27 protein-coding genes are annotated in these 23,544 nt (G+C 60.2%); 7 read left to right on the forward strand and 20 right to left on the reverse strand.

The features are described 5' to 3' along the window. Nucleotides 1-53: 53 nt before the first annotated feature. The 4 genes from ABD653_RS05705 to ABD653_RS05720 are packed head-to-tail and all read right to left on the reverse strand — an operon-like array spanning nt 54 to nt 4,382. A complete protein-coding gene (locus ABD653_RS05705) occupies nt 54-443 on the reverse strand; it encodes a nuclear transport factor 2 family protein (RefSeq protein WP_160777793.1) in 390 nt (129 codons plus the stop codon). Continuing rightward, entirely contained in the window at nt 440-1,210 is a 771-nt protein-coding gene (locus ABD653_RS05710) for a ThuA domain-containing protein (RefSeq protein WP_160777794.1), read from the reverse strand. Before ABD653_RS05710 ends, ABD653_RS05705 begins: the two co-directional genes overlap by 4 nt. Before the next feature lie 2 nt (nt 1,211-1,212). After that, nucleotides 1,213-2,223, reverse strand: a complete 1,011-nt coding sequence (locus tag ABD653_RS05715) for an NADP-dependent oxidoreductase (protein WP_160777795.1) — start codon at nt 2,221-2,223, stop codon at nt 1,213-1,215. Between the two features lie 23 nt (nt 2,224-2,246). Next, complete coding sequence (locus tag ABD653_RS05720) at nt 2,247-4,382, reverse strand: molybdopterin-containing oxidoreductase family protein (protein ID WP_160777796.1); 2,136 nt, start codon at nt 4,380-4,382, stop codon at nt 2,247-2,249. A 141-nt stretch (nt 4,383-4,523) separates the two neighbouring features. Here ABD653_RS05720 and ABD653_RS05725 point away from each other — a divergent pair, with 141 nt between their 5' ends. After that, nucleotides 4,524-5,525, forward strand: coding sequence for an NADP-dependent oxidoreductase (locus ABD653_RS05725; RefSeq protein WP_160777797.1), 1,002 nt, complete (start codon nt 4,524-4,526; stop codon nt 5,523-5,525). A 1-nt stretch (nt 5,526) separates the two neighbouring features. Here the strand turns inward: ABD653_RS05725 and mobA are convergent, their stop codons facing one another. The 3 genes from mobA to ABD653_RS05740 are packed head-to-tail and all read right to left on the reverse strand — an operon-like array spanning nt 5,527 to nt 6,810. After that, the gene (mobA, locus tag ABD653_RS05730) at nt 5,527-6,087 is read right to left on the reverse strand and encodes an NTP transferase domain-containing protein (protein ID WP_199801054.1); all 561 of its coding nucleotides are present in this window, start codon (nt 6,085-6,087) and stop codon (nt 5,527-5,529) included. Next, complete coding sequence (locus ABD653_RS05735) at nt 6,053-6,394, reverse strand: putative quinol monooxygenase (protein WP_160777799.1); 342 nt, start codon at nt 6,392-6,394, stop codon at nt 6,053-6,055. The genes mobA and ABD653_RS05735 overlap by 35 nt, the downstream gene beginning before the upstream one ends. A 2-nt stretch (nt 6,395-6,396) precedes the next feature. Continuing rightward, nucleotides 6,397-6,810: a nuclear transport factor 2 family protein gene (locus ABD653_RS05740; RefSeq protein WP_160777800.1), complete on the reverse strand. Its 414-nt coding sequence runs from the start codon at nt 6,808-6,810 to the stop codon at nt 6,397-6,399. 131 nt (nt 6,811-6,941) lie between these two features. On the opposite strand from ABD653_RS05740, the gene ABD653_RS05745 reads away from it, so the two are divergent. Then, nucleotides 6,942-7,757: an SDR family NAD(P)-dependent oxidoreductase gene (locus ABD653_RS05745; RefSeq protein WP_160777801.1), complete on the forward strand. Its 816-nt coding sequence runs from the start codon at nt 6,942-6,944 to the stop codon at nt 7,755-7,757. A 21-nt stretch (nt 7,758-7,778) separates the two neighbouring features. Here ABD653_RS05745 and ABD653_RS05750 read toward each other — a convergent pair whose 3' ends face one another. After that, the gene (locus ABD653_RS05750; protein ID WP_160777802.1) at nt 7,779-8,555 is read right to left on the reverse strand and encodes an SDR family NAD(P)-dependent oxidoreductase; all 777 of its coding nucleotides are present in this window, start codon (nt 8,553-8,555) and stop codon (nt 7,779-7,781) included. Between the two features lie 104 nt (nt 8,556-8,659). Between ABD653_RS05750 and ABD653_RS05755 the strand changes: the two genes are divergently transcribed. After that, nucleotides 8,660-10,285, forward strand: coding sequence for an FAD-dependent oxidoreductase (locus tag ABD653_RS05755; RefSeq protein ID WP_160777803.1), 1,626 nt, complete (start codon nt 8,660-8,662; stop codon nt 10,283-10,285). A gap of 4 nt (nt 10,286-10,289) precedes the next feature. On the opposite strand, the gene ABD653_RS05760 is transcribed toward ABD653_RS05755, so the two are convergent. Then, nucleotides 10,290-11,573, reverse strand: a complete 1,284-nt coding sequence (locus ABD653_RS05760) for a cytochrome P450 (RefSeq protein WP_160777804.1) — start codon at nt 11,571-11,573, stop codon at nt 10,290-10,292. 89 nt (nt 11,574-11,662) lie between these two features. Here ABD653_RS05760 and ABD653_RS05765 point away from each other — a divergent pair, with 89 nt between their 5' ends. Then, complete coding sequence (locus ABD653_RS05765) at nt 11,663-12,175, forward strand: nuclear transport factor 2 family protein (RefSeq protein ID WP_160777805.1); 513 nt, start codon at nt 11,663-11,665, stop codon at nt 12,173-12,175. On the opposite strand, the gene ABD653_RS05770 is transcribed toward ABD653_RS05765, so the two are convergent. From ABD653_RS05770 to ABD653_RS05790, 5 genes are read right to left on the reverse strand one after another with little or no spacing between them, the layout of a single operon-like run. Continuing rightward, on the reverse strand, nt 12,170-12,913 hold the full coding sequence (locus ABD653_RS05770) for an enoyl-CoA hydratase/isomerase family protein (protein ID WP_160777806.1): 744 nt from the start codon (nt 12,911-12,913) through the stop codon (nt 12,170-12,172). The genes ABD653_RS05765 and ABD653_RS05770 overlap by 6 nt on opposite strands. Further along, complete coding sequence (locus ABD653_RS05775; RefSeq protein ID WP_160777807.1) at nt 12,906-13,277, reverse strand: nuclear transport factor 2 family protein; 372 nt, start codon at nt 13,275-13,277, stop codon at nt 12,906-12,908. Before ABD653_RS05775 ends, ABD653_RS05770 begins: the two co-directional genes overlap by 8 nt. Before the next feature lie 8 nt (nt 13,278-13,285). Next, complete coding sequence (locus tag ABD653_RS05780) at nt 13,286-14,056, reverse strand: N-acyl homoserine lactonase family protein (RefSeq protein ID WP_160777808.1); 771 nt, start codon at nt 14,054-14,056, stop codon at nt 13,286-13,288. Further along, on the reverse strand, nt 14,056-14,595 hold the full coding sequence (locus tag ABD653_RS05785) for a VOC family protein (RefSeq protein ID WP_160780248.1): 540 nt from the start codon (nt 14,593-14,595) through the stop codon (nt 14,056-14,058). The genes ABD653_RS05780 and ABD653_RS05785 overlap by 1 nt, the downstream gene beginning before the upstream one ends. Before the next feature lie 2 nt (nt 14,596-14,597). Continuing rightward, nucleotides 14,598-16,196, reverse strand: a complete 1,599-nt coding sequence (locus ABD653_RS05790) for a fatty acid--CoA ligase (protein WP_160777809.1) — start codon at nt 16,194-16,196, stop codon at nt 14,598-14,600. A 112-nt stretch (nt 16,197-16,308) separates the two neighbouring features. Between ABD653_RS05790 and ABD653_RS05795 the strand changes: the two genes are divergently transcribed. Together ABD653_RS05795 and ABD653_RS05800 are read left to right on the forward strand one after the other, a co-directional pair. Further along, nucleotides 16,309-16,719: a PaaI family thioesterase gene (locus ABD653_RS05795; protein ID WP_160777810.1), complete on the forward strand. Its 411-nt coding sequence runs from the start codon at nt 16,309-16,311 to the stop codon at nt 16,717-16,719. A gap of 4 nt (nt 16,720-16,723) precedes the next feature. Next, nucleotides 16,724-17,524, forward strand: a complete 801-nt coding sequence (locus ABD653_RS05800) for an enoyl-CoA hydratase/isomerase family protein (protein WP_160777811.1) — start codon at nt 16,724-16,726, stop codon at nt 17,522-17,524. Here ABD653_RS05800 and ABD653_RS05805 read toward each other — a convergent pair. Together ABD653_RS05805 and ABD653_RS05810 are read right to left on the reverse strand one after the other, a co-directional pair. Then, the gene (locus ABD653_RS05805; RefSeq protein WP_160777812.1) at nt 17,521-18,063 is read right to left on the reverse strand and encodes a nuclear transport factor 2 family protein; all 543 of its coding nucleotides are present in this window, start codon (nt 18,061-18,063) and stop codon (nt 17,521-17,523) included. The two genes, ABD653_RS05800 and ABD653_RS05805, sit on opposite strands and share 4 nt — an antisense overlap. Beyond that, on the reverse strand, nt 18,060-19,088 hold the full coding sequence (locus tag ABD653_RS05810; RefSeq protein WP_344705311.1) for a zinc-binding dehydrogenase: 1,029 nt from the start codon (nt 19,086-19,088) through the stop codon (nt 18,060-18,062). The genes ABD653_RS05805 and ABD653_RS05810 overlap by 4 nt, the downstream gene beginning before the upstream one ends. A gap of 107 nt (nt 19,089-19,195) precedes the next feature. On the opposite strand from ABD653_RS05810, the gene ABD653_RS05815 reads away from it, so the two are divergent. Continuing rightward, entirely contained in the window at nt 19,196-20,143 is a 948-nt protein-coding gene (locus ABD653_RS05815; RefSeq protein WP_160777814.1) for an SDR family oxidoreductase, read from the forward strand. Nucleotides 20,144-20,173: 30 nt separating this feature from the next. Here ABD653_RS05815 and ABD653_RS05820 read toward each other — a convergent pair whose 3' ends face one another. From ABD653_RS05820 to ABD653_RS05835, 4 genes are all read right to left on the reverse strand, one after another. After that, complete coding sequence (locus ABD653_RS05820) at nt 20,174-21,403, reverse strand: aromatic ring-hydroxylating oxygenase subunit alpha (RefSeq protein ID WP_160777815.1); 1,230 nt, start codon at nt 21,401-21,403, stop codon at nt 20,174-20,176. Nucleotides 21,404-21,508: 105 nt separating this feature from the next. Further along, nucleotides 21,509-22,087, reverse strand: coding sequence for a nucleotidyltransferase family protein (locus tag ABD653_RS05825; RefSeq protein ID WP_160777816.1), 579 nt, complete (start codon nt 22,085-22,087; stop codon nt 21,509-21,511). Between the two features lies 1 nt (nt 22,088). Beyond that, a complete protein-coding gene (locus tag ABD653_RS05830) occupies nt 22,089-23,036 on the reverse strand; it encodes an XdhC family protein (RefSeq protein WP_234032098.1) in 948 nt (315 codons plus the stop codon). Nucleotides 23,037-23,057: 21 nt separating this feature from the next. After that, entirely contained in the window at nt 23,058-23,540 is a 483-nt protein-coding gene (locus ABD653_RS05835) for a c-type cytochrome (protein ID WP_160777817.1), read from the reverse strand. Nucleotides 23,541-23,544: the final 4 nt, after the last annotated feature.

Below are 23,544 nucleotides of genomic sequence, written 5' to 3' on the forward strand. Positions count from 1 at the left end.
ATTATGCGAGGAGCTTAGACCTTCCGAGCCCGCCTGCGCGATGCGTGAATTTGTTAGGGAGCTACGCCTGCTGCAGCGAAGCTGGTCTGGAACTCGGCCATGTCGAAATAGTCCCGCCAGTGCGCGATCTTGCCATCGCGATCCAGTTCGAACGTGCCCATCACACGTATCCCGGCCGAATTGCCGTTCGTGAATGTGAAATTGTCGGTCCGCTCGGTCAACACGGTGGCGCCATTGGCGGCTATCGCATGGGTAATCCATGCGCAGCTGTCCACATTGGCCATAAAGCCTGCGACGGCTTCGCGCATCGCAGCCTTTCCCACGATCGGGTCCATCGGAATATTGTGCCACACCACATTGTCGGCACACAGATCATACATCGCCTCCATATCGCCGCTGTTCCAGTGATCGATAAAGGCTTCGACAGTTGCCTGCGCAGTCATGGATTTCCTCCTGTAAATGCCAGCGCATTGCTGAGCAGCTTGCGGACACTGGGGTCACGATAGGTCGCCGGGCCATCCCCGAATTGGAGATAGACCAACGGTGCATCCTGCACCTGTCTGACCCATCCAACGCAGTTCGACCCGGGCGGATGATCCCAACCATCATTGCTAAACATCTGGCCCGCAACGGCCGATGCAGCGGAATAAAAATTCTCCGCCGCGAAATCGTGACGGGCGCGGATCAGCGGGGTAATGTCGCTCTCGTTGACCTGCGCCAGATAGAGCTCGTCGACCAGATCGAATTGTGCCGGGACGCCGCGCGTGACCGGATGGTCGAGCACCACCTCGGCTTCATAAACGACATCATGGCGATAGCCGGAATCGGGCACCTTCTGGCCCCGGAATTCGCCCGGCTGGTAAAGAAACCGACCGCCCAGCATCTGATGCCATTCCGGCCATTCGGCCCATCCCGCCAACGCGTGATGCATCGCCACGGCGCCCTTGCCCGATGCGAAACGGCGCATAATGGCCTCCCGATAGGCTTTGCTGGGCGCACGGGCAGAGACTTTGCCGTCGGCGAATTCATAGCCGCCCATATCGTAAAACAGCAGCGCGTCTGCGCTATCCGCCGCGCCTGCCGCAACCGCTTGCTCGGCCTCGGGGTGGACGAGATGTGTCACATCCCAATCCCCCAGCGCATGGATCAGCTCGTCGAAAGGCTCTTCTTCGTAGGGATGCCCGCCAGAAAGTACGAGAAGCGTCGCCACCGCTAGGCGATCTTCAGGATCATCTTACCCTGGTTGGAGCCGGCAAACAGCCGCATAAAGGAATCATAGGTCGTCTCGATGCCTTCATCGATATGCTCGTCGATGGTGAGCTTGCCCTCGCCCGCCCAGGCACCCATTTGCGCCGCCCCTTCGGCAAAACGCTCGACATAGTCCGCCACCAGCAGCCCGCGAATTTGCGCCCGCTTGACGATCAGCTGCCACAGATTGCGAATGCCGCGCGGCTCCGTGTTGTACTCGCTGATCAGGCCGCACAGCCCGACGCGCGCATAGAGGTTGACGTTCATCAATCCGGCATCGAGGATGATCCCGCCGACATTTTCAAAGATGACATCCACACCGTCAGGCGCGGCCTCGGCGATGGCCTGGCGCAGTGCCTCTTCATCCTTGCCGCGATAATCGATCGCCGCGTCGAAGCCGTATCGCTCGGTCAGCTTGGCGCATTTCTCCGGCCCGCCTGCTATGCCGATTGCCCGGCACCCCTTGATCTTGGCCAATTGCCCGACCAGCGACCCCACCGCGCCTGCGGCCCCTGTGACCAGGACCGTTTCGCCTTCCTTGGGTTCGCACACTTCCAGAAATCCGAAATAGGCCGTCATCCCGACTGCACCAAACAGCGACAGGTAGTTCGTAACGCTGGGCACCATGCCCGGATCGATCGGCTGGGTGAATCCACCCGCAACACCGACCGAGTAATCTTCAATCCCGTTGAGGCCCATGACCCACTGACCGGCCTCGAAACCGTCCGCATTGCTTTGCTCGACCACACCGATCGTGGTCGCCCGCACCGGATCGCCCAGCGGGATCGGTGGCATGTAATTGCCCCCGGCATCCATCCAGCCGCGAATGGCCGGATCGAGCGAGGCGTAATGGTTGCGGATCAGGAACTGGCCCGATGCCAGCTCCGGAGTCGGTTCGGTCACCAATTCGAAGTCATCGGGAACAGGTTCGCCGTCCGGGCGACGCTGGAGGAGGAATCGCCGGTTCTCGGGCATCGAATATCCTTTGTGTTTTGAGGTCAGGCCACTGCAATCCGGACCGGAATGGCGCTTTGCAACGCCTGTCCGGTGATGGGATCAAAGTCGACTTCGTCGCTGGTAAGCCGGTTGGTGGAACCACCCATCTCGCGCACATTGTGTTTGCCCGCTTCGCTGTCGCCAAACGCATGGGCCATCGAAATCAGCCCGCGCCGAACCCTGTCGCTGCCCTTGGCAACGCCATGGATGCTGGCATGGGGGCTGGTGATTTCGATCACGTCCCCGTCGGCAATGCCCTGCTGCTGCATATCATCGGGATGGATGTAGGCAGGGTTGGTGGTGATCTTGCGCCCCAGCCTTTCGAGTGGCTGACCGATCGAATTGAAGCGGGCCTTGGACCGGCGTGAGATCAGGCGGAAATCAAACCCGGCCGCACGCGCTTCATCCGCGCCATATTTCTCCAGGTTCTTCGGCATGTCACCAGCCGCGAGATCAAATTTGTGCTGTTCCTCTTCATCTGCAGCCTCGATCACGGGATGCAGATCCTCATAGATCACAGCGGCACCGCCTGCGGCCTGCACATCCTGGCGTACCTGGCTCGGCGGGACGAGGCATCCGGCAGTCATCAGGTCGAGGAAGGTCTGCTTGTCCGGGCATTCATCCATCGGCACAGGCCCGCCCGGCAGGTTCATCTGGACGCCCAGATATTTGCCGATGCTCCACAGCATTTCATACTCGTCGATCACATCGCCCGGAGCGTCTGCAACCGCCTCTGTGTAACGGGCATAGGCGCGTTCGTGCCACCATTCGGAAAGGTTGGTGATGTCTTCACGCTCCAGGCATTGCTTGGGCGCGAGCACCACATCGGCGCGTTTCGCACTGGCCGACATCCATGGATCGATCTGCACAAATATCTCCAGATCATCGAGCGCCTTGCGCATCTTGAGCTGGTTGGGGAAGCCGACCTCCGGATTGCCGCCCACTGAAATCAGAGCGCGGATCTGCCCCTTGCCCGGCGTGAGAATCTCGTCCGCCATCACATTGCACGGCATCTCGAACAGCAATTGGCCAAGCCCGCGGAAACGCGATTTGGCCATCCCCTCTACCCCGAACATCGGTGCCGGTGGTGCCACTTGCGCACGCTTGGGTGTCTGCGCGGTGTAAACCCCGGGAACGCCGCATTTTTCACCCTCTTGCTTGAACCGGGCACATAGCGTGTTGAGGCAACAGACGAGGTATTCGGTCAGCGTGCCGTTGCCGGCCATTTCCGGACCGGTCCCGGTAACCGCACACCCTTTCGAGCCATTGGCAAACATGCGAGCTGCGGCAACCAGTTGATCTTTCTCGACACCGGCCCGCTCTGCCGCAACATCAGGCGTAAACGCTGCGACCGCTGCCTTGAGCTCTTCAACCCCGTCGACATGCGCCGAGACGAAATTGCGATCGTACAATTCCTCCTCGAAAATCACATTGAGCATCCCTGCCAGCAATGCGGGATCTTCGCCCGGCTTCACGGGCAGGTAGATATCGGCAAGCTGACCGACTTCGGCCAGCCGCGGATCGGCGACGATCAGCTTGAGACCTTCCTTCTGGCGGTCCCGGATGCGCTTGGACGGGCTGAAGGGCGGCACGCCACCGACCGGCGCGTAGTGCGACACGATCGGATTGTTGCCGATAAACAGCGCGACATCCGCGTCGGAGAAATTGTTCACCCCTCCCATCCATTTGCCATAGCGCTCGGTCGTGAAAACCTTGGCTGGCTGGTCGAGCGTCACCGACGTGAAGAAATGCTTGGTCCCGATCGCCTGGGCGAGGCTCATCGTGGCCATCATCGCTGAACTGTTCTGGTATCCACCAGACCCCATGAACAAGGCGATCGAATCCGGCCCGTATTTATCGATAATGCGGCGAAATTCGCTGCCGACATGATCCAGCGCCTCAGCCATCGGCGTTTCCCGGAATTCGCCGTTTGCATCACGGACCAGTGAGTGGTGCAGGCGATGTTCCGCATTGTGCGAATCCGGCAGCTCGCGGCCCTTCATGCAGGTGTATCCGCCATATTCGGGATCGTCGGGATCACCTCTGACGGACTGGACTTTGCCGTCCTCCACATCGACCAGCATCGCACAATTGGCGTGGCAAAAACGGCAAAACGTCTTGTGTGTCTGGATGCCCATCGGCGTGATCCTCTCTATTCCGTAAGGGAAGATACCAGAACAGATGCGGCGAACGACTGACACTTTTGGGCGTAGCGACCGACAAAGGCGCTCTGCATAGGGTCGGCGACCAACCAAACAGAGCAGCCCCAGGAGACTTCAATGCCGACGACAGCACGCCAATGGCTTCTGAACGGACATCCGCGCGGGCGCGGCATTGAAGACGGTGATTTCAAACTGGTCGAAACCGAAATCGCCGATCCCGGCGAAGGCGAAGTTTTGCTCAAGACCCATTTTCTGGGTTTTGATCCGGCGCAAAAGGGCTGGATGGAGAACATTGCAGACTATGTCGCCCCGATGGCGCTTGGCGATGTGATGCGCGGCAGCGGAATCAGCGAAGTGATCGCCAGCAATCATCCCAAATTCCATGTCGGCGAATTTGTCTTCGGCAGTATCGGCTGGACCGAATATCTGGTCAGCAATGGCGAAGGCCTGACCAAGGTTGAAACCAGCTTGCCGCCGACCGCCGTACTCTCGGTTTTGGGCACAACAGGTGTAACTGCCTATTGCGGCCTGTTCAAAGTGGGCAAGCCGGTGGCAGGTGACACGGTGCTGGTTTCCGGAGCAGCCGGAGCGACGGGTTCGGTCGTCGGCCAGTTGGCAAAAATTGCCGGGTGCCGCGCTGTCGGGATCGCGGGTGGACCGGAAAAGTGCAAATGGCTGGTCGAGGAAGCTGGCTATGACGCCGCCATTGATTACAAGGCGGGCGGCGTGAAAGAACAGATCAAGGAGCACTGCCCGGGCGGAGTTGATGTGATCTTCGACAATGTCGGCGGATCGATCCTCGATGATATGCTGGCCAATATCGCAACCGGTGCGCGGGTTGTTATCTGCGGCGGTATCAGCCGCTACGAGACAGGCGACTTACCGTCCGGGCCGAAGAACTATTTCAACCTGATCTTCCGCCGCGCCAGTATGGCAGGGTTCATCGTGCTCGATTGGGCAGCGGAATTTCCTGCCATTCGCAAGCGGCTCGAAGGCTTCGTGCATGATGGCAGCCTGAGCTATCAGGAAGACATCCAGGAAGGGTTCGAAAACGCGCCCGAAACGCTCAACCGGCTGTTCCGGGGCGCCAATCGCGGCAAGCAGATGCTGAAACTTTAGCCTAATGCGCGCCGGGCAAGTCGCCGGGCGTATTCACATTGGCAAGTGGCGGATCGAAACGGACCTTGCGTGCGCCCACATGCTCGGCAAAGCCGTAAAGAGCGCGTCCACCGCTAGCCAGAAATGCATCCAGCTCCGGCGCCAGGGCCGCAGGCCACAGGCCGATGACAGGCTGGCTTTGCACAATCGCCGGGCCTGACCCGGCCAGCGCGTCGATCAGGTCCGTTGGTAGATTGTGGACATCGCATCCTGCGCTGAGCACTGCATTATAACCATTGCCCGCGGCGAAATGCAGCGCAGCGTTCAGGCCCCCTAGAGGCCCCAAGCCTGTATCAGGCCGGTCCGCGATACACTCGAAGCCGGTTTCGTCCCGCCCGCACACAAGCACTGCCTGAGTCTGCGCCGCCAGGGCAGCCGAGACCCGATCAATCAGGCGTTCGCCATCGACCAGGGCATACGCCTTGTCGCTGCCGAAACGTCGCGCTTTGCCCCCTGCGAGGACGGCGCCCAGAATGTTCACATGGGCCTCAGTCGAATTGCTCGGACGGTTTGCCCTCGGCATTGTAGACTGGCCCTTCAGCATCCACCCGGTATTTCTTGCTGACCGCATTCTCGATCCCGAACGATCCCATATGGGCCAGCATTCCGGCATATTCCTTGTTCGCGAAATGATGGGCCAGCGATTCTTCGCTCTCCCATTCTTCGAACACATTCACGCGTGCCGGATTGTTGAGATCGGCGCTCCAATCGTAATGGATGCAGCCATCCTGCGACAACGCGCCGTCGATCCATTTCTGGGCCGATTTGAGCGCTTCTTCACGTTTGGCTGGATCAAGGTCGATCTGGGCGGAAATGACAATCTTGGCCATGCTTATTCCCCTTGCGGATTGTATTCGGCAACAATTTCGAAGACGCGCTTGGCATAGACCCAGCGCCCGTCCCGCTTGACCAGATCATCGGTATAGAGGCCGCCGATCATGCGGGTCGAGCCATCTTTGCCCTTCAGCACTTCCTGGGTCTGGACGCGTGATGTGGCGGTATCGCCATCGACCTCGATCGCAGCTGGCACACAGCTGAAGCTGACCGCTTCGAAATTGGCCATCGCCCCCAGCCACACTTCGACGATCTTGTCGCGGCCCTTGATATCCATGCCCATGAAGCCCCAATCGGCATCATCGGCCCAGACCGAGCCCCAGGTCTCCGCGTCGAAGCGGACCACGCCGTCGCCATAGATTTCATGCAGCTCGCGGATCGCCAGGCGATCTTCGATAGGGCCAGTAAACATGTCTCTCTCCTTTGGATTGGCCTGTCTATTCTCTCTCTGGCCGCCCGCCACAATGACCATTTTTGGGAAGGGCGCGCAGCCACGAGCCAAGCTAGAAGAGCAATCATAACGAATAGACAGGAGCATTCATCATGGCACGGCTCGACGGCAAGACAGCAGTAATTTTGGGTGCGGCCAGTGCCGGGAATATGGGCCAGGTGATCGCCCGCCTGTTCGCCAGCGAAGGCGCAACCGTAATGGTCGCCGGTCGCCATGAAGGTCCGCTCAAATCACTGGCCGAGGAAATCGGCGGGCACTATGCGATTTGCGACATTACGGATCGTGGCCAGGTGCAGGCCATGGCCGCCAAGGCGAAAGCTGATATGGGCCGGGTGGACGCGGCGATCAATTGCACAGGTTGGGGCCTACTCGCCAGCCTGGTCGAGACCACGGAAGAACAGCTCGACCAAATCGTCGATCTGCAATTCAAGGGCACCCATCACTTCTTGCAGGCCTTCGTCGAGCAGATGATCGCACAGGAGCCCAGCGGAGGATCGCTGATCTCGCTATCTTCCGCTACCACCAAAGCGCTGATCAACAACCATGCCGCCTATATCGGCACCAAGCGCGGGACCGAGGCATTGATCGAATGCGTCGCCAATGATTACGGGCCGCAGGGGATCAAGGCCAACACGGTCTCCCCCGCATTCACCGAAAGCCCGATGACTGCCGACAGTTTTCAGGTTCCCGGGTTGGTCGACGCGTTCCTGCCGAAATACCCGATGGGTCGGCTCAACACGTCGGAAGACGTTGCCAATGCCTGCCTGTGGCTATGCACCGACGAGGCGTTTCTGACCGGGCAGAACATCCAGCCCAATGGCGGCGTGACGTTGCGGGGCAACCCGCAGGCCACCGATATCGAGCGCTCGGTGGGCGCTGCCATGGCCGCCCAGGCTGGCGACGGTTAACTCGCAGCGGACTGATGCAGGTTAGTATTGGGCCGTGCCGCCATCCACACTGATGGTGGCACCGGTAATGCCGCCGCCTTCTGGGGACGCGAGGAGCATCGCCACCGCGGCAATTTCCTCCACCGTGTTGGGGCGCTTGATCGCCGCCTCCTGCGCGAACATGTCGATCATCGCATCGAACTCCATGCCCATCGCCTCCGCTGTGGCCGGTCCATTGTTCTTGATGATGTCGGTGATCACCAGCCCCGGACAGATCGAATTGACCGTGACGCCCTCGGTCCCGACCTCGCGCGCCAATGACTTGGTCATTCCATTCACGGCATGTTTGGCCGCCGTATAGGCCGTGAAAACCGGCTTGCCGTGCTTGCCCTCCATCGAGGACATATTGATCACGCGCCCCCATTGGTTCGCCAACATGGTCTTGAGCGCGCGCCGTGTCGCCCAGAAGGTGGAATAGACGTTCCACTTCATCGCCTCGTCGAAGGCTTCGTCCGACAGATCAACCATCGGCTGCAAATCCCCTGCCCCGCCTGCATTGTTGACCAAGATATCAATGCTGCCGAGACCGGAAACGGTGGCATCGATAAACCCCTCAACGTCCTCCTGCTTCATCACGTCCCCGGCAAAGAAAAACGCGCGATCGCCGACCCCCAATTCATCGAGGACCTTCTGCCCCTTGTCCGGATTGCGGGCCATCAGAGCGACACTTGCCCCTTCCGCCAAAAAGGCCTCCGCAATGCCTCGACCCAAACCGGCCGTGCCCCCTGTGATCGCCGCTACTTTGCCTTCGAGCTTCATGGGTCGTCTCCTTCACAATTGTTCTGTTTGGCACAACGTTAGCGGCAGCGACGGATCGGTGCACCTCGCCAAAATGGAGGGTTGTCGCTGGCCCGCGCTTCGCCATGACTGGCGCGATGGAAACATGTGATGTGATTGTGCTGGGTTCGGGAGCTGCCGGGATGAGCGCAGCGCTTGCTGCCCATGATGCTGGCGCCAAGGTCATTCTGCTCGAGCGCGACGAGCGCGTTGGCGGGACGTCGGCTGTGTCGGGCGGCGTAATCTGGGTCGCCGACAATCCGCGCATGCGCGACGCGGGCTTGGAGGACAGCCGCGAAGACGCGCTGGCCTATTTCCGTGCTCTCGATCACGGTGATCTGGTTGACGAAACGCTCGAAGCATTCATCGACAAAGGGCCGGAAGCGCTGGAATTTCTGGAAAGCATTGGTGCCCTGAAGGTTGCCCTGCTCGAGGGATATCCGGACTATTACCTCGACCGCCCGGGCGCCAAACCCGGCGGCGGGCGGGCGCTTGATCACGATCTCTTCGCGCTTACCGAACTGGGCGATTGGGCAAACAAGATCACCGCCATCGAAGATATCAAACCGATGATGCTGCGTGAGACCCCGCTGGGCGGGGGAACCGGCGTGGTAGATCCGGACGAAATGGGCCGGCGGATCGGCGCGCAGGAGCGCGGCTTTGGCCAAGCGATGGTTGGCCGGTTGCTCAAGGCCTGTCTTGATCGCGGGATTGAACCGCGCACAGGAGCCGATGTCGAGCAATTGCGGATCGACGATGGACGGGTCACCGGTGTCGCCTTGGCGGATGGCACAGAACTCACCGCCACGCAGGGCGTCGTCTTGTCGACCGGCGGGTTCGAGTGGAATGACGAGATGCGACAGGCCTTCCTGCGCGGGCCGATGGATGCACCCGCTTCGCCGCCGACTGCGGGCGGTACAGGCCTCGCGTTATCGATGGCTGCCGGGGCCAAGCTGGGCAATATGACCCAGGCCTGGTGGGCGCCCACTCTCGCCCCGCCCGATCGCAAATGGGCGGATGGGCAGCAACGGGCAGAACCTGTCCTGATCGAGCGAACAGTGCCGCATTCCATTCTGGTCAATCGGGCCGGGAAACGTTTCTGCAACGAGGCCGCAAACTACTCGGCTCTGGCGGGCGCGTTTCATGCGTTTGATCCGCAAAGTTATGATTACCCCAACCTGCCCGCGTGGCTGGTGTTCGATGCGCAATATGTAGAGCGCTATCCGATCGGCACCCGTATGCCCGGCGAGCCGGTGCCGGACTGGGTGGCACGTGCCGACAGCCTGGCCGAGCTGGCCAACACACTCGGGATTGCATCCGATGCGTTGGAGGCGACGGTCGAACGCTTCAACCAGCATGCGAGCGCTGGCTATGATCCTGATTTCCAGCGCGGGACCAGCGCCTATGATCATTTCTACGGTGACCGGAGCCGCGAGGGCACTGCGGTGACATTAGGGCCGATCAAGCAGGGGCCGTTTTACGCGGTCGAAATCCATATGGGGCTGCTCGGCACCAATGGAGGGGCGCGCACCGATGGTTCGGCACGCATTCTCGGGCATGACGGAAGCCCGATCCCGGGCCTTTATGGTGCAGGCAATGCCATCGCCTGCCCCACCGGCGGCATCTATGCCGGCGCGGGCGGCACGCTGGGCCCTGCCCTCACCTTCGGAGTGATCGCAGGCCGCGCTGCCGCCCGGCGCGACAATAGCTGAGCGCTCAGCGCTTCTTCGGCTCGAATTCGATATGGAGTTCCTTCAGGCTGCGGAGCAGGAAGTGGGGATGGTAGGTGAAATCATTTTTGCCTTCGGCGAACCACATATCTTCGAACCGGTCGATGACGGCGGTAAATCCCCAGGCCAGTTCGCGCCGCGCCAGAGGTGCGCCGAGACAATGATGGACGCCTGATCCAAACCCCATATGGCTGCCCGCCTTGGGCCGATCCAGATCGAGTTTTTCGGGGCATTCAAACTGCCGCTCGTCGCGATTGGCAGCAGCGAAGCGCACATTGATCATCGACCCGGCAGGAATCGCGACCCCGTCAATTTCGATGTCGCTGGCCACGAAGCGCATCAGGCTCTGCACCGGCGATTCCAGCCGTACGACTTCTTCGACGAAGGTCTTCATATAGGTATCGGGATCGTTGCGCAGCTGGTGCCAGACATCCTTGTTCTCGATCAGCAGCTTCATACCCGCTGCCAGGGCATTGGTGGTCGTCTCGCTCCCGCCAACAAAAGTATCCGCCATCATTTCGGCATGCAGCTCGTTATCGGTCAGCGGGCGTCCCCATTCCTCGATCACGGTGTTTACCAGGACACTGATCAGCGAATCATCTGGTTCCTTGCGCAAGCGTTCGAAGATCGGCTGGAAATATTGCTGCGCCTCGATTTCGCGATCGACCATTTCCATGTGCTGGTCTTCCGGCAGCATCAGCGAGATGCGATGGAAGAACGCATCCGTCCAGCGCTTGATTTGCCACATATCCTCGCGCTTGGCCCCCATCTGCTCACCGATGATAAACAGCGGCAGCGGGATGCAGAATTGCTGCACCCAATTGCAGTGCCCATCGTCCAGAAAGCTATCGATCAATTCGTAAGCCAATGTCTCAACCTTCGGATCGATCTCCTTGATCTTACTCGGTTTGAAGGCCTGGTTGAACATCGCGCGCATTTGCTTGTGCTCGGGATCATCGCGGCCGTTGAGAGTCGGCGCCGGGACCCAGCCCTTTTCCGCAAAACGTTCGGCAACCATCTGGCCACGCTCGATATTTCCGGCGCTGGCCCGGAAAGGTGTGTCGGCGCTGCTGCTGGGAAAGGTGACCGGGTCCATCAATATCCGGCGCACATCGTCATAGCGGCTGACCACGAACATGTCGGTCCCCTCGATCCGGAAAACCGGCGCCTCGTCGCGCAAGGTCTTGTAGGCGTCATAGGGGCATTGCTGCACCTGCGGATCGAACAGGTTGATGTCCGGTTGTTCTGCCTCGGTCACCGTATTCGCCATCAGGTCCTCCCGAAATTGCCTATGGTCAATCGCGCTACCCTCTCCCGATACTGGACCTGCAACAATTGCCACAATTGGGGAGGAACGCGATGGACACGGCAGTGCAGGAATTGCTCGACAAGAAGGCAATCGAGGATGTTGTGGCCCGCTATGCCCGCACGCTCGACTGGCTTGATGATGATGGGCAAGCGAGCTGCTATTGGCCCGATGCGGACATCGATTACGGCTTCTTCAAGGGCAAGGCGCAGGATTTCCTGCCGGTGGTGATGGACATCGAACGGGCGTCACAGCGGCGCTGGCATATGTTGGGCGGCCTGATCATCGCGTTCCAGTCCGCAACCAGCGCGAGCAGTGAATGCTATGGCATTTTCGCCGGGGCCAATCCACAAGAAGACGGCAGCCTTGCCGGCAACCTGTATGGCGGTCGCTATCTCGACGAGTGGGACAAGCGGAAGGGCGAATGGCGCATTTCGTCGCGTCTCTACATTGTCGACTGGCACCGCCCGCTCGATAATCAGCCCGGCCTTGAACCGAACCCCGATTTCCCCCTGCCCACGGCGAAGATCACCGAAAGCGAGCACCCGCTCTACCGGCGGTTATGAGGACTTTGTCTGGAATGCGGCGATCCGTTCATGCATGTCCGGCCCGCGCCCTTCGCCGTCCATCCATTCCCGCTGGAGCGCCGCATCCATGGGTTGGGCATCGGAGCGATCGAGCAACCGCTTGTTCGCCGCATGGCTGAAATGGGATTGCGCAGCGATCTGCCCGGCCAGCCGCGCAATCTCGGTCTCGAACTCCGCTTCTTCGATCAAATATTCGGCTAGCCCGATGCGGACCGCCTCTGCGGCACCAAACATCTGGGCCGTGAACATCAGCCGCTTGGCCGTGGCAATGCCGACCCGGCGCGGCAACCGCGCGCTCATGCCCCAGACCGGTGTGAGGGCAAACTTGGCATGGGTATCGCCAAACCGCGCCGTTTCCGATGCGATGATGAAGTCGGCCGCCAGCGCCACTTCCAGAGCGCCGGTGTAACAATGGCCATGGACCGCTGCCACGACCGGGATCGGCAGCTTTTCCAGCATACGCAGGGTTTCGGAATGCCAACCCCTCGATGGGGGCGTCTCCCCTTCGGCTATGCCGCCCAGATCATGCCCCGCAGAAAAGCACTGACCCGCACCGCGCAACACCACACAGCCAATGCCGGTTTCCCCGGCAAGGGCCAAGCAATGCTGCCGAAGCTGTTCGAACATTGCGACATTCAGCGAGTTCAGCTTGTCGGGCCGGTTCAGGGTCAATTGGACCCAGCCATCGAAATCCTCGCGTCTGACCAGGTCAGGCATCGGCATTCTCCTCGACAGGCGGGTCCATATAGTCGCGATAATAGGTCACTTGCCCATCGCGCACCTTGTAAATGCCCACACCGCCGCGACTGCCCCCGGGGACGTGCATGGTCCACCGGGCCCAAACTGCGTGATCGTCGCCGCAGATTTCGTCGACGGTGAAGTGGATCTTCCGCTCGCCCATCTCGCTGACCATTGTGGTCATGAATTTAAGGATCGCGTCGCGGCCGTTATAAGTCCCCCACACCGGATCCTCCAGCACAGCATCCTCCGCAAAGAGATCAACCAGCTTGGTATAATCACCCTCATCCTGGATCTGCCAGAATCGTTCGATCGTGGCCTGCGCTTGTCCTGGCATTGCCATTCTCTCCGTCAGCTTTGGATTGTTGCCATATTCAATTCGGTCGCCTGCGGAACGGTGGACCAGAAATCGGGATCATGGCCGTAGAAAATGCGCGCTCCGGCCCTCCGCAAGCTCGAAAGCGATTCCAGCGAGCCGCGATAGTGATCCGCATTGTAGACGTTCTCAGGCATTTTCATTTCATCCAAGGAACGGCGGAAGTTGCAGCAATCACCTGCCAGCACCGCCTCTCCGGTTGCGGTCCGTATGCGGGCCGACTGGTGTCCGGGCGTATGGCCCGGCGTCGGAAATACCGTCACCGAACCGTCGCCAAACACATCATGCTCGCCGCGCACTTTCTTCACCGTTTGGCCAATGTCGAAATCCTGGGTCGAGTAGGCCCCGTCTTCCCCGGCAAAACCGAAGTCCCATTCCTGTTCCTGCACGATGACAGTGGCGTTTGGCAGCATGCGGTTGCCGCCGGCATGATCGAGATGCAGGTGCGAATTGATGATCCACTGCACCGCTCCGGGATCGACATCCAGCGCTTCCAGCCGCACGGCAATGGGGTGCTCTTCCGGCATATCGACAATCTTGCCGAGCCCATCCTCCAGCCCGACGAAACGATCCGAAAAGCCGGTGTCGAACACGGCCAACCCGTCCGGATGGTCGATCAGAAAACTACACGCCGGGACCTTGGTTTTCCCCTCGCCACCGGCAATGAAATAGGTTGTCGGCAGGGTGATATAGCCGCAGGTGAATGCGTAGACGAGCACGCCTGTCTCTGCAGTGGCCTGGCGCATCAGTATCCTCCCAGTTCCCGCACCGGATCGCTTCCATCCCAACCCTGTGCGGCCTGCGCCACCATATCATAGAACGCAAGCAAGCCCTCGGTGGGCTCATACAGTTCCAGCATGTGGCCCATGCTGACCCGCGCATCGATGAAGGCGTAGGCGACACCGCTTGTGGTGACGGCATATTGCGCCAGATCCTGCCCGTTTTCCGCAAACTCCGCGATGGCCGCTGGCAGATCGGCTACGAACAGCGCCATGTGATGAAGCCCGTATCGCCCGGTCCCCAGGGGAAACAGATCATGGAATGCACTGGGGTCGGAATTGTGTTGCTGGACAAACTCCACCATCACTGCGCCCCACTGGCCATAGGCCGAACTGTGATCGAGTGGTTGCGGCACACCGCGATGCTCGCTCGTCGAAAGTTCGATATGGCGGGCAATGAAGAACGGGCCAGAGCCGAATTGATCCGCATGCACCCGTGCCGCTGCTTCGATATCCGGCACGAAATATGCGAGCTGGCGGACCGGTAATCCTGCAAGGTCTGCCACGCTCAATTGACGGCCCGTTCCTTGCCCTCCCAATAGGGCGCGCGCAATTCACGTCGCAGCACCTTGCCCGATGGGTTACGCGGCAGGGCTTCGATAAAGTCGATCGATTTGGGGCATTTGTATCCCGCAATATGCTCGCGGCAATGCGCGATGATCTCCGGCTCGGTAACCTCCTCGCCATCCTTCACGACAACGCAGGCTTTCACCGCCTCGCCCCATTTTTCGTCGGGCACACCGATCACCGCGACATCGGCGACTTTAGGGTGCGAGTAGACCGCGTTTTCAACCTCGGCCGGATAGATATTCTCCCCGCCCGAGATGATCATGTCTTTCACTCGGTCATGGATATAGAGATAGCCGTCCTCGTCGAGATATCCGGCATCGCCGGTGCGCAGCCATCCCTCCGGATCGATGGTCGAGGCTGTGGCATCCGGATTGTTCCAGTACCGGCTCATATTCTTGCTGCTGCGGGTGGCGATTTCGCCGACAGTGTTGGCAGCCACAGTGTTCCCGTCATCATCGATGATCTTGATTTCGACCCCTTGCAGCGGAGTCCCGACGGAGCGCATTTTCGGGCTGCCTTCGGGCCGGTGATCCTCGGGATCGAGCGCCACAATGGTGCCGCTGGTTTCGGTCATGCCGTACATCTGCACGAAGCCGCAGCCGAACCGCTCCATCGCCGCCTTCATCAATTCGAGCGGGATCGGAGACGCGCCATAGGTGATGAATTTCAACCGGCTGAAATCCACCTCCGCCACGCGCGGATGGTTGAGCATGATCTGGATCGCCGCCGGCACAAGGAATATCTTCGAGATGTTGTAATTCTCGATCAGGTCCAACGCCTGGGTCGGATCGTATTCGGGCAGCACGATCGCATTGGTGCCCGCCACCATCGTACCGATCCCCGTGCCGGTGCCGCTAATGTGGAAACACGGCATCGCCAGAAGCGTCACATCGCCTTCGACCGGCTCTTGCCAGGGCCGCAATCCGCCATCGCGCCCAGTGCTGTCCCGCGAGGAAAGGATCGAGCCGTGGGTCATCACGGCCCCTTTCGGGCGACCCGTGGTGCCGGAGGTATAGAGCTGGAGCAGATCGTCGCCCGCCCCCAGATGCACGCCGGGATTATCCGCCGGGAAGCTATCCCGCCATTCGCAATAATCGGTTGCGGTTTCGCCTGTGGCTTCCAGCCCGATGACATGCGAGAGACGCGGCGCGTCTGGCCGGGCTTTCTCCATCATCTCGGCAAAACCTGCCCCGACAAACGCGACCTGCGCTCCGCAATTGTCGAGTATGTAAGCAACTTCCGGGGCAGCGAGCCGCCAGTTTACCGGGGTCATCACCGCGCCAATTTTCGCCGCCCCGATCAGGATTTCAAAATAGAGCGGATGGTTCTTGCCCAGATAGGCAATCCGGTCACCGCGCTGGACCCCGAGTGACATCAACCCCTGTGCCGCGCGGTTGCTACCAGCATCCAGCTCCGCAAAGGTGATCTCCTGATCTTCGAAGGTGAACGCGGCGGTGTCCGGCGTGTTGATCGCATGCAAGCGGACAACCTCGGTCACGGTTTCGGCTTCGGCAATCTCGAGTACGGTGTCGGCCATCCCTCTCTCCTCACCTTGGTTTCCTACGGCTTGGCACGAAACCAGCCATTGGCAGAAATCATAGTCCCGCCTAGCACCGCTGTGCGCCATCACAGTGCAAAGGGAGCATTCCATGTCCAATCCACCAGACGGCTTCAGCGCGGCGCAATTCGATACCACGTTCCTCGACCTGTCCGGGCCGTATTTCCTTAAGGAGGAAGCTGGCCATACTCTGGTCGGCATGCGTGTTGCCGAAAACCACGTGAACTATCTGGACATCGCCCATGGCGGCGTGCTGACAACCTTTGCCGATGTCGGATTGTCGTATCAGGTCCATGCCAGCGAAACGCCGCGGCTGGCCGTGGTAACAAATACGCTGACCACCAACTTCCTCGCCGGGGCAAAGCTGGGCGATTGGCTGGTGGCCGAATGCCGGGTTGACCGGATCGGCAAGCGGATCGCCTATACCAGCGGCTCGATCCGACGGGGTGAAGACGTGATAATGACGATGACAGGTGTCTTCACGATACTGCGCAAAGGGTGACTCAATGACCGATGACCTGCTGATCGAAACCCGTGGACCGATCGAGATCGCAACTCTCAACCGGCCCAATACGCTGAACGCAATGAGCGCATCGCTGATCTCCGCACTCGATGCCTATTTTCGCGGCCTGCAAGATCGACCCGAGATTCGCGTGGTGCTGTTTCGCGGGGCCGGGCGCGCCTTTTGTGCCGGGCTCGATCTGACGCCCGGCTCCTGGCCTGCAGATACCACACTCGGGGCGGTACAGTCCGGCTGGAAGACGCAGCGCGCCATCGCCACTGTGATGCAGCTGATGCGCCAATGCCCGCAACCGATCATCGCGCTGGGCCATGGCGCGGCCTGCGGGGGCGGCTTCTCGCTTCTTTTGTCGAGCGATGTCCGCTTTGCCGCGCCGAGCCTCAAGGCGAATGCCGCCTATATCAAAATCGGTCTGGGCGGGTGTGACATGGGCTCGAGCTATTTCCTGCCGCGGCTGGTCGGCGCATCGGTCGCCAGCGAATATCTGCTGACCGGCAAGTTCATGACGGCAGACAAGGCGCGGGAATGCGGCCTGGTCAGCGCCCTGGTCGAAGAGGAGGCGCTGCTGGATACGGGCCTGACATTGGCGGAAGAGATGCTAGCGACGTCCCCTATGGGCCTGCGGATGACCAAGGACGCGCTGGCCCGCAACATTGATGCTCCCAGCTTCGAAGCTGCGCTTGCCATTGAAGACCGGCAGCAGGTGATGCTGGCCCAGACCCGCGATTTCACCGAAGCCAAGCGAGCCTTCGCCGAAAAACGCGCGCCGCGATACGAGGACCGTTAGGCGCCCCTCCAGCGAGTCACCACCGGCGTCGAAGGATCGCGGTCATCATGATGGCCATCCGAACCTTCAGGCAATTCGGAAAGATCGGTTCCTTCCACCTCGCGGAATTCGCGCCAGTCATAGACGCCCGTTCGATGGGCAATACGCCATTGGCCGCCACGATGTTCGAACCGGTCGATATAGCGCCCGGCAATCACTGCCGAATAGATCACGCCCTTGTCGGGAAACACATCGGGCACCGGATAGCCCGGGCCGATCGTGTGCATTGCAGTCATATAGGTTTCGGTATGGCAGGTGGCCTCGCCATCGAAGCCAAACTGGATCTGGCCAAGCTGGTGTTGGGTCGCAAGGCACGGATCGATAATCGCACGCGCCTGCTCGACGAATTCCCGCCACGCCCCCTGCACCGGGCCAAAGCCGAAAGTGGCATCGTCGTGAAACAGGTTCTGCATCATGTCCCACCGCCTCCGGTCGACCGCATGGGCATAGGCATTGATCACATCGCGAATGGCTTCGCGGTCTTCGATCCGGATTCTCACTTGCTCAACTCCACGATGACTTTGCCGATGTTCCCACCCGTAAACAGCTTCTCATAGGCGGTCAGTGTGTTGGCCAGCCCGAGGGTAACGTCATAAGGCAGCGAAAGCTCACCAGCATCGACCCATTGGCGCAATCTTGCTGTCAATTCATCGCCATGCTGCATGAAATCGGGCGAGAAAAAGCCCTCGATGCGCAAGCGCTTCATCAGCACTTGGTCGAAATTTGCCGGACAGCCTCTACGCCCGTTGGCATATTCCGCAATCAACCCGCAAACTGCGACGCGGCCATACAGCGCCATATTGGCAAGGACCGCTTCGAGAATTTCGCCCCCGATATTGTCAAAATAGACATCGATCCCACCGTCGATTGCGGCGAGTTTTTCGGTCATATCGCCGGCGCGATAATCAAACGCTTTAGTGACGCCGTAATCCCGCTCCAGGATTGCGCATTTCGTTTCACCACCAGCAATTCCATAGGCTTCACCCCCCAGCAATTGCGCGATCTGGCACGCCAAGAGGCCTGTCGCCCCCGCAGCAGCCGACACGAGGACCTTGTCACCAGCCTTGGTTGCTCCGGTTTTCTCGAGGCCCCACAAGGCTGTCCATCCGTTCATGCCCAGCGGGCCGAAATGGTCGCGCATATCGGACACCGATGTGTCCAGCATCATCGCACCCGACAACGTGGCATCCACGATCGAGTAGTCGCTCCAGGTGCCAAAGGCCCTTACCCAGTCGCCAGCGGCAAACCCGTCAGCGCGCGAGGCGATGACAGGGCCGATCACCAGGCCCGACATCGGCACACCCAGTTCGAGCGGCGGCTGGTATCCGTCGGTGCGGTCGGTCATCCACATGCGGGTACCGGCGTCCATCGACAGCATTCTGTTGTCGATCACGATTTCCCCGTTTTGGGGCTCGCCCAATTCGGCCTCCACCAGCGACAGCGCCTTGGCAAAATCATTGCCCTGTGGCCGCGCGTCGAGGCGCCAGTAGCGATTGGTCATGTCCTCTCCCCTTGCGTCAGCCATCTATCACAGAGCGGCAATCGGGGGCGGCTATCAAATTCGTCCAGCGCACCGCACCCGCGGATGCCGTAGGGTCTCAACATAACGGAATTGGGACAGGAGGCAGCGATATGGCGCTTATCACGGTTATCGGAGCAAGTGGACGGCAGGGCATCGCACAAGTGAGCCAGGCCCTTCAGGCAGGCTATGATGTGCGCGCTATTTCCCGGCAGGATGATCCCTTCGCCGGCTATGACATCAAGGGCGTCGACAAGGTCGAAGTCCGCCCGATGGACCTCTACGATACGGAGACCTTCCGCCCCGCGCTGGAGGGCAGCGATTACATTTTCTACACCCACCCGCTGCAGGCACGGGCAGACCGCGCAGTACTGGTTGGGCAAGTGGGCGCGGTAGCCGCTGACCTCGATGTAAAACGGGTCGTGTGGAACACCTCGAGCTGGATTCCGGACCGGCCCGGTGATGCCTTCACCTATGCTGGCAACACCGCCGGAATCAACGCGCTATGGCGGTCCGGCGCACCAGGAACGGTGTTTGGCTCGGTGTTGTTTATGGACAATCTGCTGACCAATTGGGCCCGCCCGTTCATCGTCAACGAGGATCGCTACGTCTATCCCCACAACCCGGAATTGCATGCCAACTGGATCAGCCTCGACGATGTGGCGAAATTCATGCTCGCCTCGCTCGAACGGCCCGACATGGAAGGGGCGTGGCTCAATATTGGCGGACCAGAGCGGTTAGTCGGCAAGCAGGTTGCCGGATTCCTGAGCGACAAATTCGGCAAGCCGATCAAGTATGATCCGTGCACCCCGCGCGAGTTTGGCGACTATCTGGTCAGTGCAGCGGGCGATGATATGCCCGCCGAAGCGCGCGAAGAATTCGCCGCCGGTATCGCTGCCTTCTACGAATACAACAACACCGCGCCGACCAAGCCCTTCGAAGTCGATATGGATCATGTCTATGAGCGCTTCCCCGAACTGGAAGGAGAGCTGGAAGTGATGTCCGACTGGATTAACCGGCAGGACTGGAGCGAGAGCAACCACCGCCCCGCCTTTGGCTAGGCGAATTAGGCCAGGCCTCGGTAAGAGGGGCTATTCAGCCGCTTGAGCAACAGCATTTTCGGCCGCGAAGATGTCTTTCAGCTCATCGTCGCTCGCATTGACGAGCTTGTCTGCCCATTGGTGGAAGACCTGCCCGCCGCCTTCGTTGCGGCCGAACAGGACATGCCCCATCTGGCCACTCATCAGCGCATCGTGCTGACGCTTGCCGGTCGAATAGTCCTCGTCGCGCACGACGATCTTGAGAAAGTCGAACTGCTCTTGCGCGCCTTTGCGCTGTTCTTCGGTTTCGGGCTCACGCTCCATTACGTAAAACTGCGTCGTTACGCTCTCGCCCACTGTCTCGCCTGGGAACAACTGGCTGATCATCGCCCCGCGGCCGCCACCGCCATAGAAACTTGCGATCGAGATATGCGGGAAGATAGTCCAGACGCCCTGCACCAGCGCGTCAATCGGCCAATCGTCTTCGGGAATTTCGGTAAGGTCCAGCATTTCGTCACTGCCGGTACGCTGGGCAAATTTTGACGGGTTAGCGAGCCGTTGGTGCGGGCCCCACGCAAAGTAATTGGCGCGGTTGAAAAAGTCCGAGCCGAAGGTGTTCGCGTGCAGCACCGGCAAATGGTAGAAATCGAGATAGCCATCATAGGCTGTCTTCCAGTTTGGACCCGGCAATTCGCGCTTGTCGAACAGGATCCAGTCTTCGAACCCGAAGGCAGCCAGAAGATCGTCGTAGCCGCACAAATAGTCTTCGATGCTCAGGGTGGAATCGACATCCAGGGTCGCCCAGATCAGCCCTGCGCTTTCCAGCACCGGGAATTTCTTCAGGCATAGCTCTGCCTTGTCGACCGCCCCGAAATCCTTCGGGCTAGCAACGCCGACCAGGTCACCGTCATTCTTGAAGGTCCAGCCGTGATAGCCGCAGGTGAAGCGGCTGGCATTGCCGGTGCCGCTGACCACAGGATTGCCGCGATGGCTGCACATATTGAGGAAGGCGCCAACGCTTCCGTCGCGCTTGCGGGTCAGCAGCAGAGGTACTCCGGCAATATCCATTGCCTTGTAATCGCCCGGCTCGGGCAGTTCACAACTGGGCGCAACCATCAGTGGCAGCCGCTTGAAAATCCGCTCTTTTTCGCGCTCGAACAGGGTGATGTCGGTATAGGCTTCAACAGGAATTTTGGCCACTTGATCCGCCAGATCCATCGTGCCCGCCTCGCCATGCTGGATCAGCGAGCGATTCATCTCGAGCAGTTTTTCGCGCGACATTATGTGTGTCCTTCCACAAAGCATGACCCGACACGGGTGTTCTTAGGCGCTACCATCTTCGCGCGACCGCTTCCCCGCAATTGCCATTTTTGGTGGCGTGCCGGGTTATCGTGAATTGAGCAATGCCAGTGTTTGCGGATCGTCGATGTCGGCCAACCACTCTGCTGGGCATGGAATGGCGGTACCCTGCTGCAACAACGCGCGCGCGCCGCGATCCCCCCCAAGGGCTTCGAGCGCAGGAAAATGGCCGGCCCCGAACAGCGCCGGCGGCTGGCGGCTCTTGCCATCGGTCGACACTCTTGTCGCAGAGGAAGCGAGAGCGTCCGCCCCGCCCAACAGCGCCGCGAAATGATCGCGCGGCACCAGCGGCATGTCCGCAAGGCAAATGAGGAGTGCGTCAGCCTGCGCCTGCAGGGCAAGGCTGGCCGCAAGTGCGACTGACGTACCCATGCCTTCGCCAGCTCTGGCATTGGCGTGGACGGCAAAGCCGGACTCGCGCCATCCCGGGGCACATGGATGATCGACTTGCGATGCGATCACAAAGGCGCGGGGGCAGGAGAAATCCGCCAGAGTATGGGTCACATGCAGCCCCAGCATGGTACCGCGGAAATCTGCTGTCAGCTTGTCCCTGCTTCCGAAACGCTGCGAACTGCCTGCTGCGAGGACAGCAATGGCGAGTTTCACTTTAACCCCCATGGGCAGGTTCGAAGTCGGCATTCTGATAGGCTTGAACGATCTCGCCAAGGGCCGACAGGGCCAAGCTGTCTGGATCACGCGATGAATGGAACAGGCCGATCGGGGCGCGGATTGTATCAAGCTGAGACTGCGTGATGCCCCTGGCCGATAGCGCCGCACGCCGGGCATCATGCGCCAGGCGCCCACCCATGGCCCCGATGTAAAAATGGGGCAGCTGAAGAGCCTTATCCATCAGAGCGGTTTCCCAGTCATGATCGTGGAACAGAAATATGATCGCGGTCCAGGGATCACTGTGCAGCATCTGTGTATCGGTCGCCCGCGCCAGTTTCGTAGCGCACAACTGAAAGCCTTCCAGCTGGTCGATCAGCCGATCATCTGGGGTGAGAATATCTGCGGCCAAGTCCATCGTTCGACCCAGCTTAGCCAAAGAGGCGACACTGGCACCATGGCCAATGATCAGCAGCCGGGCTTGCGGCCAATGGCCAAATACTCCGGTGCCTGTTTCCGGATCGAACGCAGCAGAACGCCAACCATCAAGGCATTCTACGCCATCGCCGCTGATCCTGACCGCAAACGGGCGCCTTGCGTCTATCGCAGCACAGCATCGGGTGACGAAATATGGCGTGTCGAGAGGCTGGAAGTGGATATCCAGGCCACCGCCACAGGGTAACTTGATATCAAGATAGGGCGATCCCGCGCCGAAACGGACGATACGTGCAGCGCTAGATTTGAGCGTGGCCAGTGCCTCCGCTACCACCGCATTTTCGATGCACCCGCCCGAAAGTGATCCGGCAAAGCTGCCGTCTTCGCACACCGCCATATGGGTGCCCGGATTGCGCATCGAAGACCCCTCCACCTCCATCACCGTGACGAGCACGCAGCGTTGGCCACGCCCCTGCCGTTCGGCGAGGAAGGTAAAGACGCGGCTGGTATCCAATGGAGTGGCCTGTTCGGGTGGTCAGCTCGACAAGGAAGCGAGATAGGCCACAATCGCGGCCCGGCGCTCGTCATTGCTCACCGCACCGGCAGACATGGTCGTACCCGGCACCTTCGCCCTGGGATTGGCAAGGAAAGCGTCAAGCTCTTCAACCGACCATGTGATCCCGGAAGACGCCATGGCGTCCGAGTAATTGGCCCCGTCCAGCGATCCCGCCACGCGGCCTAGAACCCCGTTGAGATTGGGGCCGATGCCCGAGGCGCCGCCTGCTTGGACCGAATGGCACGCAGAGCAGACCGCAAAGGCAGCTTCGCCCGCCGCGACCAGATCAATGTCGCTGGTCGCGGTTACCGCCGCTTCAGCAGCTCCATCGCCGGGTGCCTCGACGGGCTCTTCGCCGGGTTCGCGCACAACGATTTGTTCAACCGGCTCCTGCACTTCAGACCCGCAGGCCACCAAGGTCAATGCCATCAGGCCAACGGTAAATGTTGCGGGCAAACGCATTTCA

Source organism: Parerythrobacter jejuensis, from assembly GCF_039536765.1.
In the GTDB taxonomy this organism is placed as follows: Bacteria; Pseudomonadota; Alphaproteobacteria; order Sphingomonadales; family Sphingomonadaceae; genus Parerythrobacter; species Parerythrobacter jejuensis.

Bases quoted from the DNA above. Each gene is read 5' to 3' on its own strand.
- ABD653_RS05720 (WP_160777796.1), bottom strand. From the start codon at position 4,382: ATGGGCATCCAGACACACAAGACGTTTTGCCGTTTTTGCCACGCCAAT.
- ABD653_RS05790 (WP_160777809.1), bottom strand. From the start codon at position 16,196: ATGGCCGACACCGTACTCGAGATTGCCGAAGCCGAAACCGTGACCGAG.
- ABD653_RS05750 (WP_160777802.1), bottom strand. From the start codon at position 8,555: ATGAAGCTCGAAGGCAAAGTAGCGGCGATCACAGGGGGCACGGCCGGT.
- ABD653_RS05755 (WP_160777803.1), top strand. From the start codon at position 8,660: ATGACTGGCGCGATGGAAACATGTGATGTGATTGTGCTGGGTTCGGGA.
- ABD653_RS05715 (WP_160777795.1), bottom strand. From the start codon at position 2,223: ATGCCCGAGAACCGGCGATTCCTCCTCCAGCGTCGCCCGGACGGCGAA.
- ABD653_RS05835 (WP_160777817.1), bottom strand. From the start codon at position 23,540: ATGCGTTTGCCCGCAACATTTACCGTTGGCCTGATGGCATTGACCTTG.
- ABD653_RS05735 (WP_160777799.1), bottom strand. From the start codon at position 6,394: ATGGCCAAGATTGTCATTTCCGCCCAGATCGACCTTGATCCAGCCAAA.
- ABD653_RS05760 (WP_160777804.1), bottom strand. From the start codon at position 11,573: ATGGCGAATACGGTGACCGAGGCAGAACAACCGGACATCAACCTGTTC.
- ABD653_RS05745 (WP_160777801.1), top strand. From the start codon at position 6,942: ATGGCACGGCTCGACGGCAAGACAGCAGTAATTTTGGGTGCGGCCAGT.
- ABD653_RS05810 (WP_344705311.1), bottom strand. From the start codon at position 19,088: ATGGCTGACGCAAGGGGAGAGGACATGACCAATCGCTACTGGCGCCTC.
- ABD653_RS05725 (WP_160777797.1), top strand. From the start codon at position 4,524: ATGCCGACGACAGCACGCCAATGGCTTCTGAACGGACATCCGCGCGGG.
- ABD653_RS05705 (WP_160777793.1), bottom strand. From the start codon at position 443: ATGACTGCGCAGGCAACTGTCGAAGCCTTTATCGATCACTGGAACAGC.
- ABD653_RS05780 (WP_160777808.1), bottom strand. From the start codon at position 14,056: ATGCGCCAGGCCACTGCAGAGACAGGCGTGCTCGTCTACGCATTCACC.
- ABD653_RS05765 (WP_160777805.1), top strand. From the start codon at position 11,663: ATGGACACGGCAGTGCAGGAATTGCTCGACAAGAAGGCAATCGAGGAT.
- ABD653_RS05815 (WP_160777814.1), top strand. From the start codon at position 19,196: ATGGCGCTTATCACGGTTATCGGAGCAAGTGGACGGCAGGGCATCGCA.
- mobA (WP_199801054.1), bottom strand. From the start codon at position 6,087: ATGCCGAGGGCAAACCGTCCGAGCAATTCGACTGAGGCCCATGTGAAC.
- ABD653_RS05770 (WP_160777806.1), bottom strand. From the start codon at position 12,913: ATGCCTGACCTGGTCAGACGCGAGGATTTCGATGGCTGGGTCCAATTG.
- ABD653_RS05775 (WP_160777807.1), bottom strand. From the start codon at position 13,277: ATGGCAATGCCAGGACAAGCGCAGGCCACGATCGAACGATTCTGGCAG.
- ABD653_RS05800 (WP_160777811.1), top strand. From the start codon at position 16,724: ATGACCGATGACCTGCTGATCGAAACCCGTGGACCGATCGAGATCGCA.
- ABD653_RS05795 (WP_160777810.1), top strand. From the start codon at position 16,309: ATGTCCAATCCACCAGACGGCTTCAGCGCGGCGCAATTCGATACCACG.
- ABD653_RS05820 (WP_160777815.1), bottom strand. From the start codon at position 21,403: ATGTCGCGCGAAAAACTGCTCGAGATGAATCGCTCGCTGATCCAGCAT.
- ABD653_RS05740 (WP_160777800.1), bottom strand. From the start codon at position 6,810: ATGTTTACTGGCCCTATCGAAGATCGCCTGGCGATCCGCGAGCTGCAT.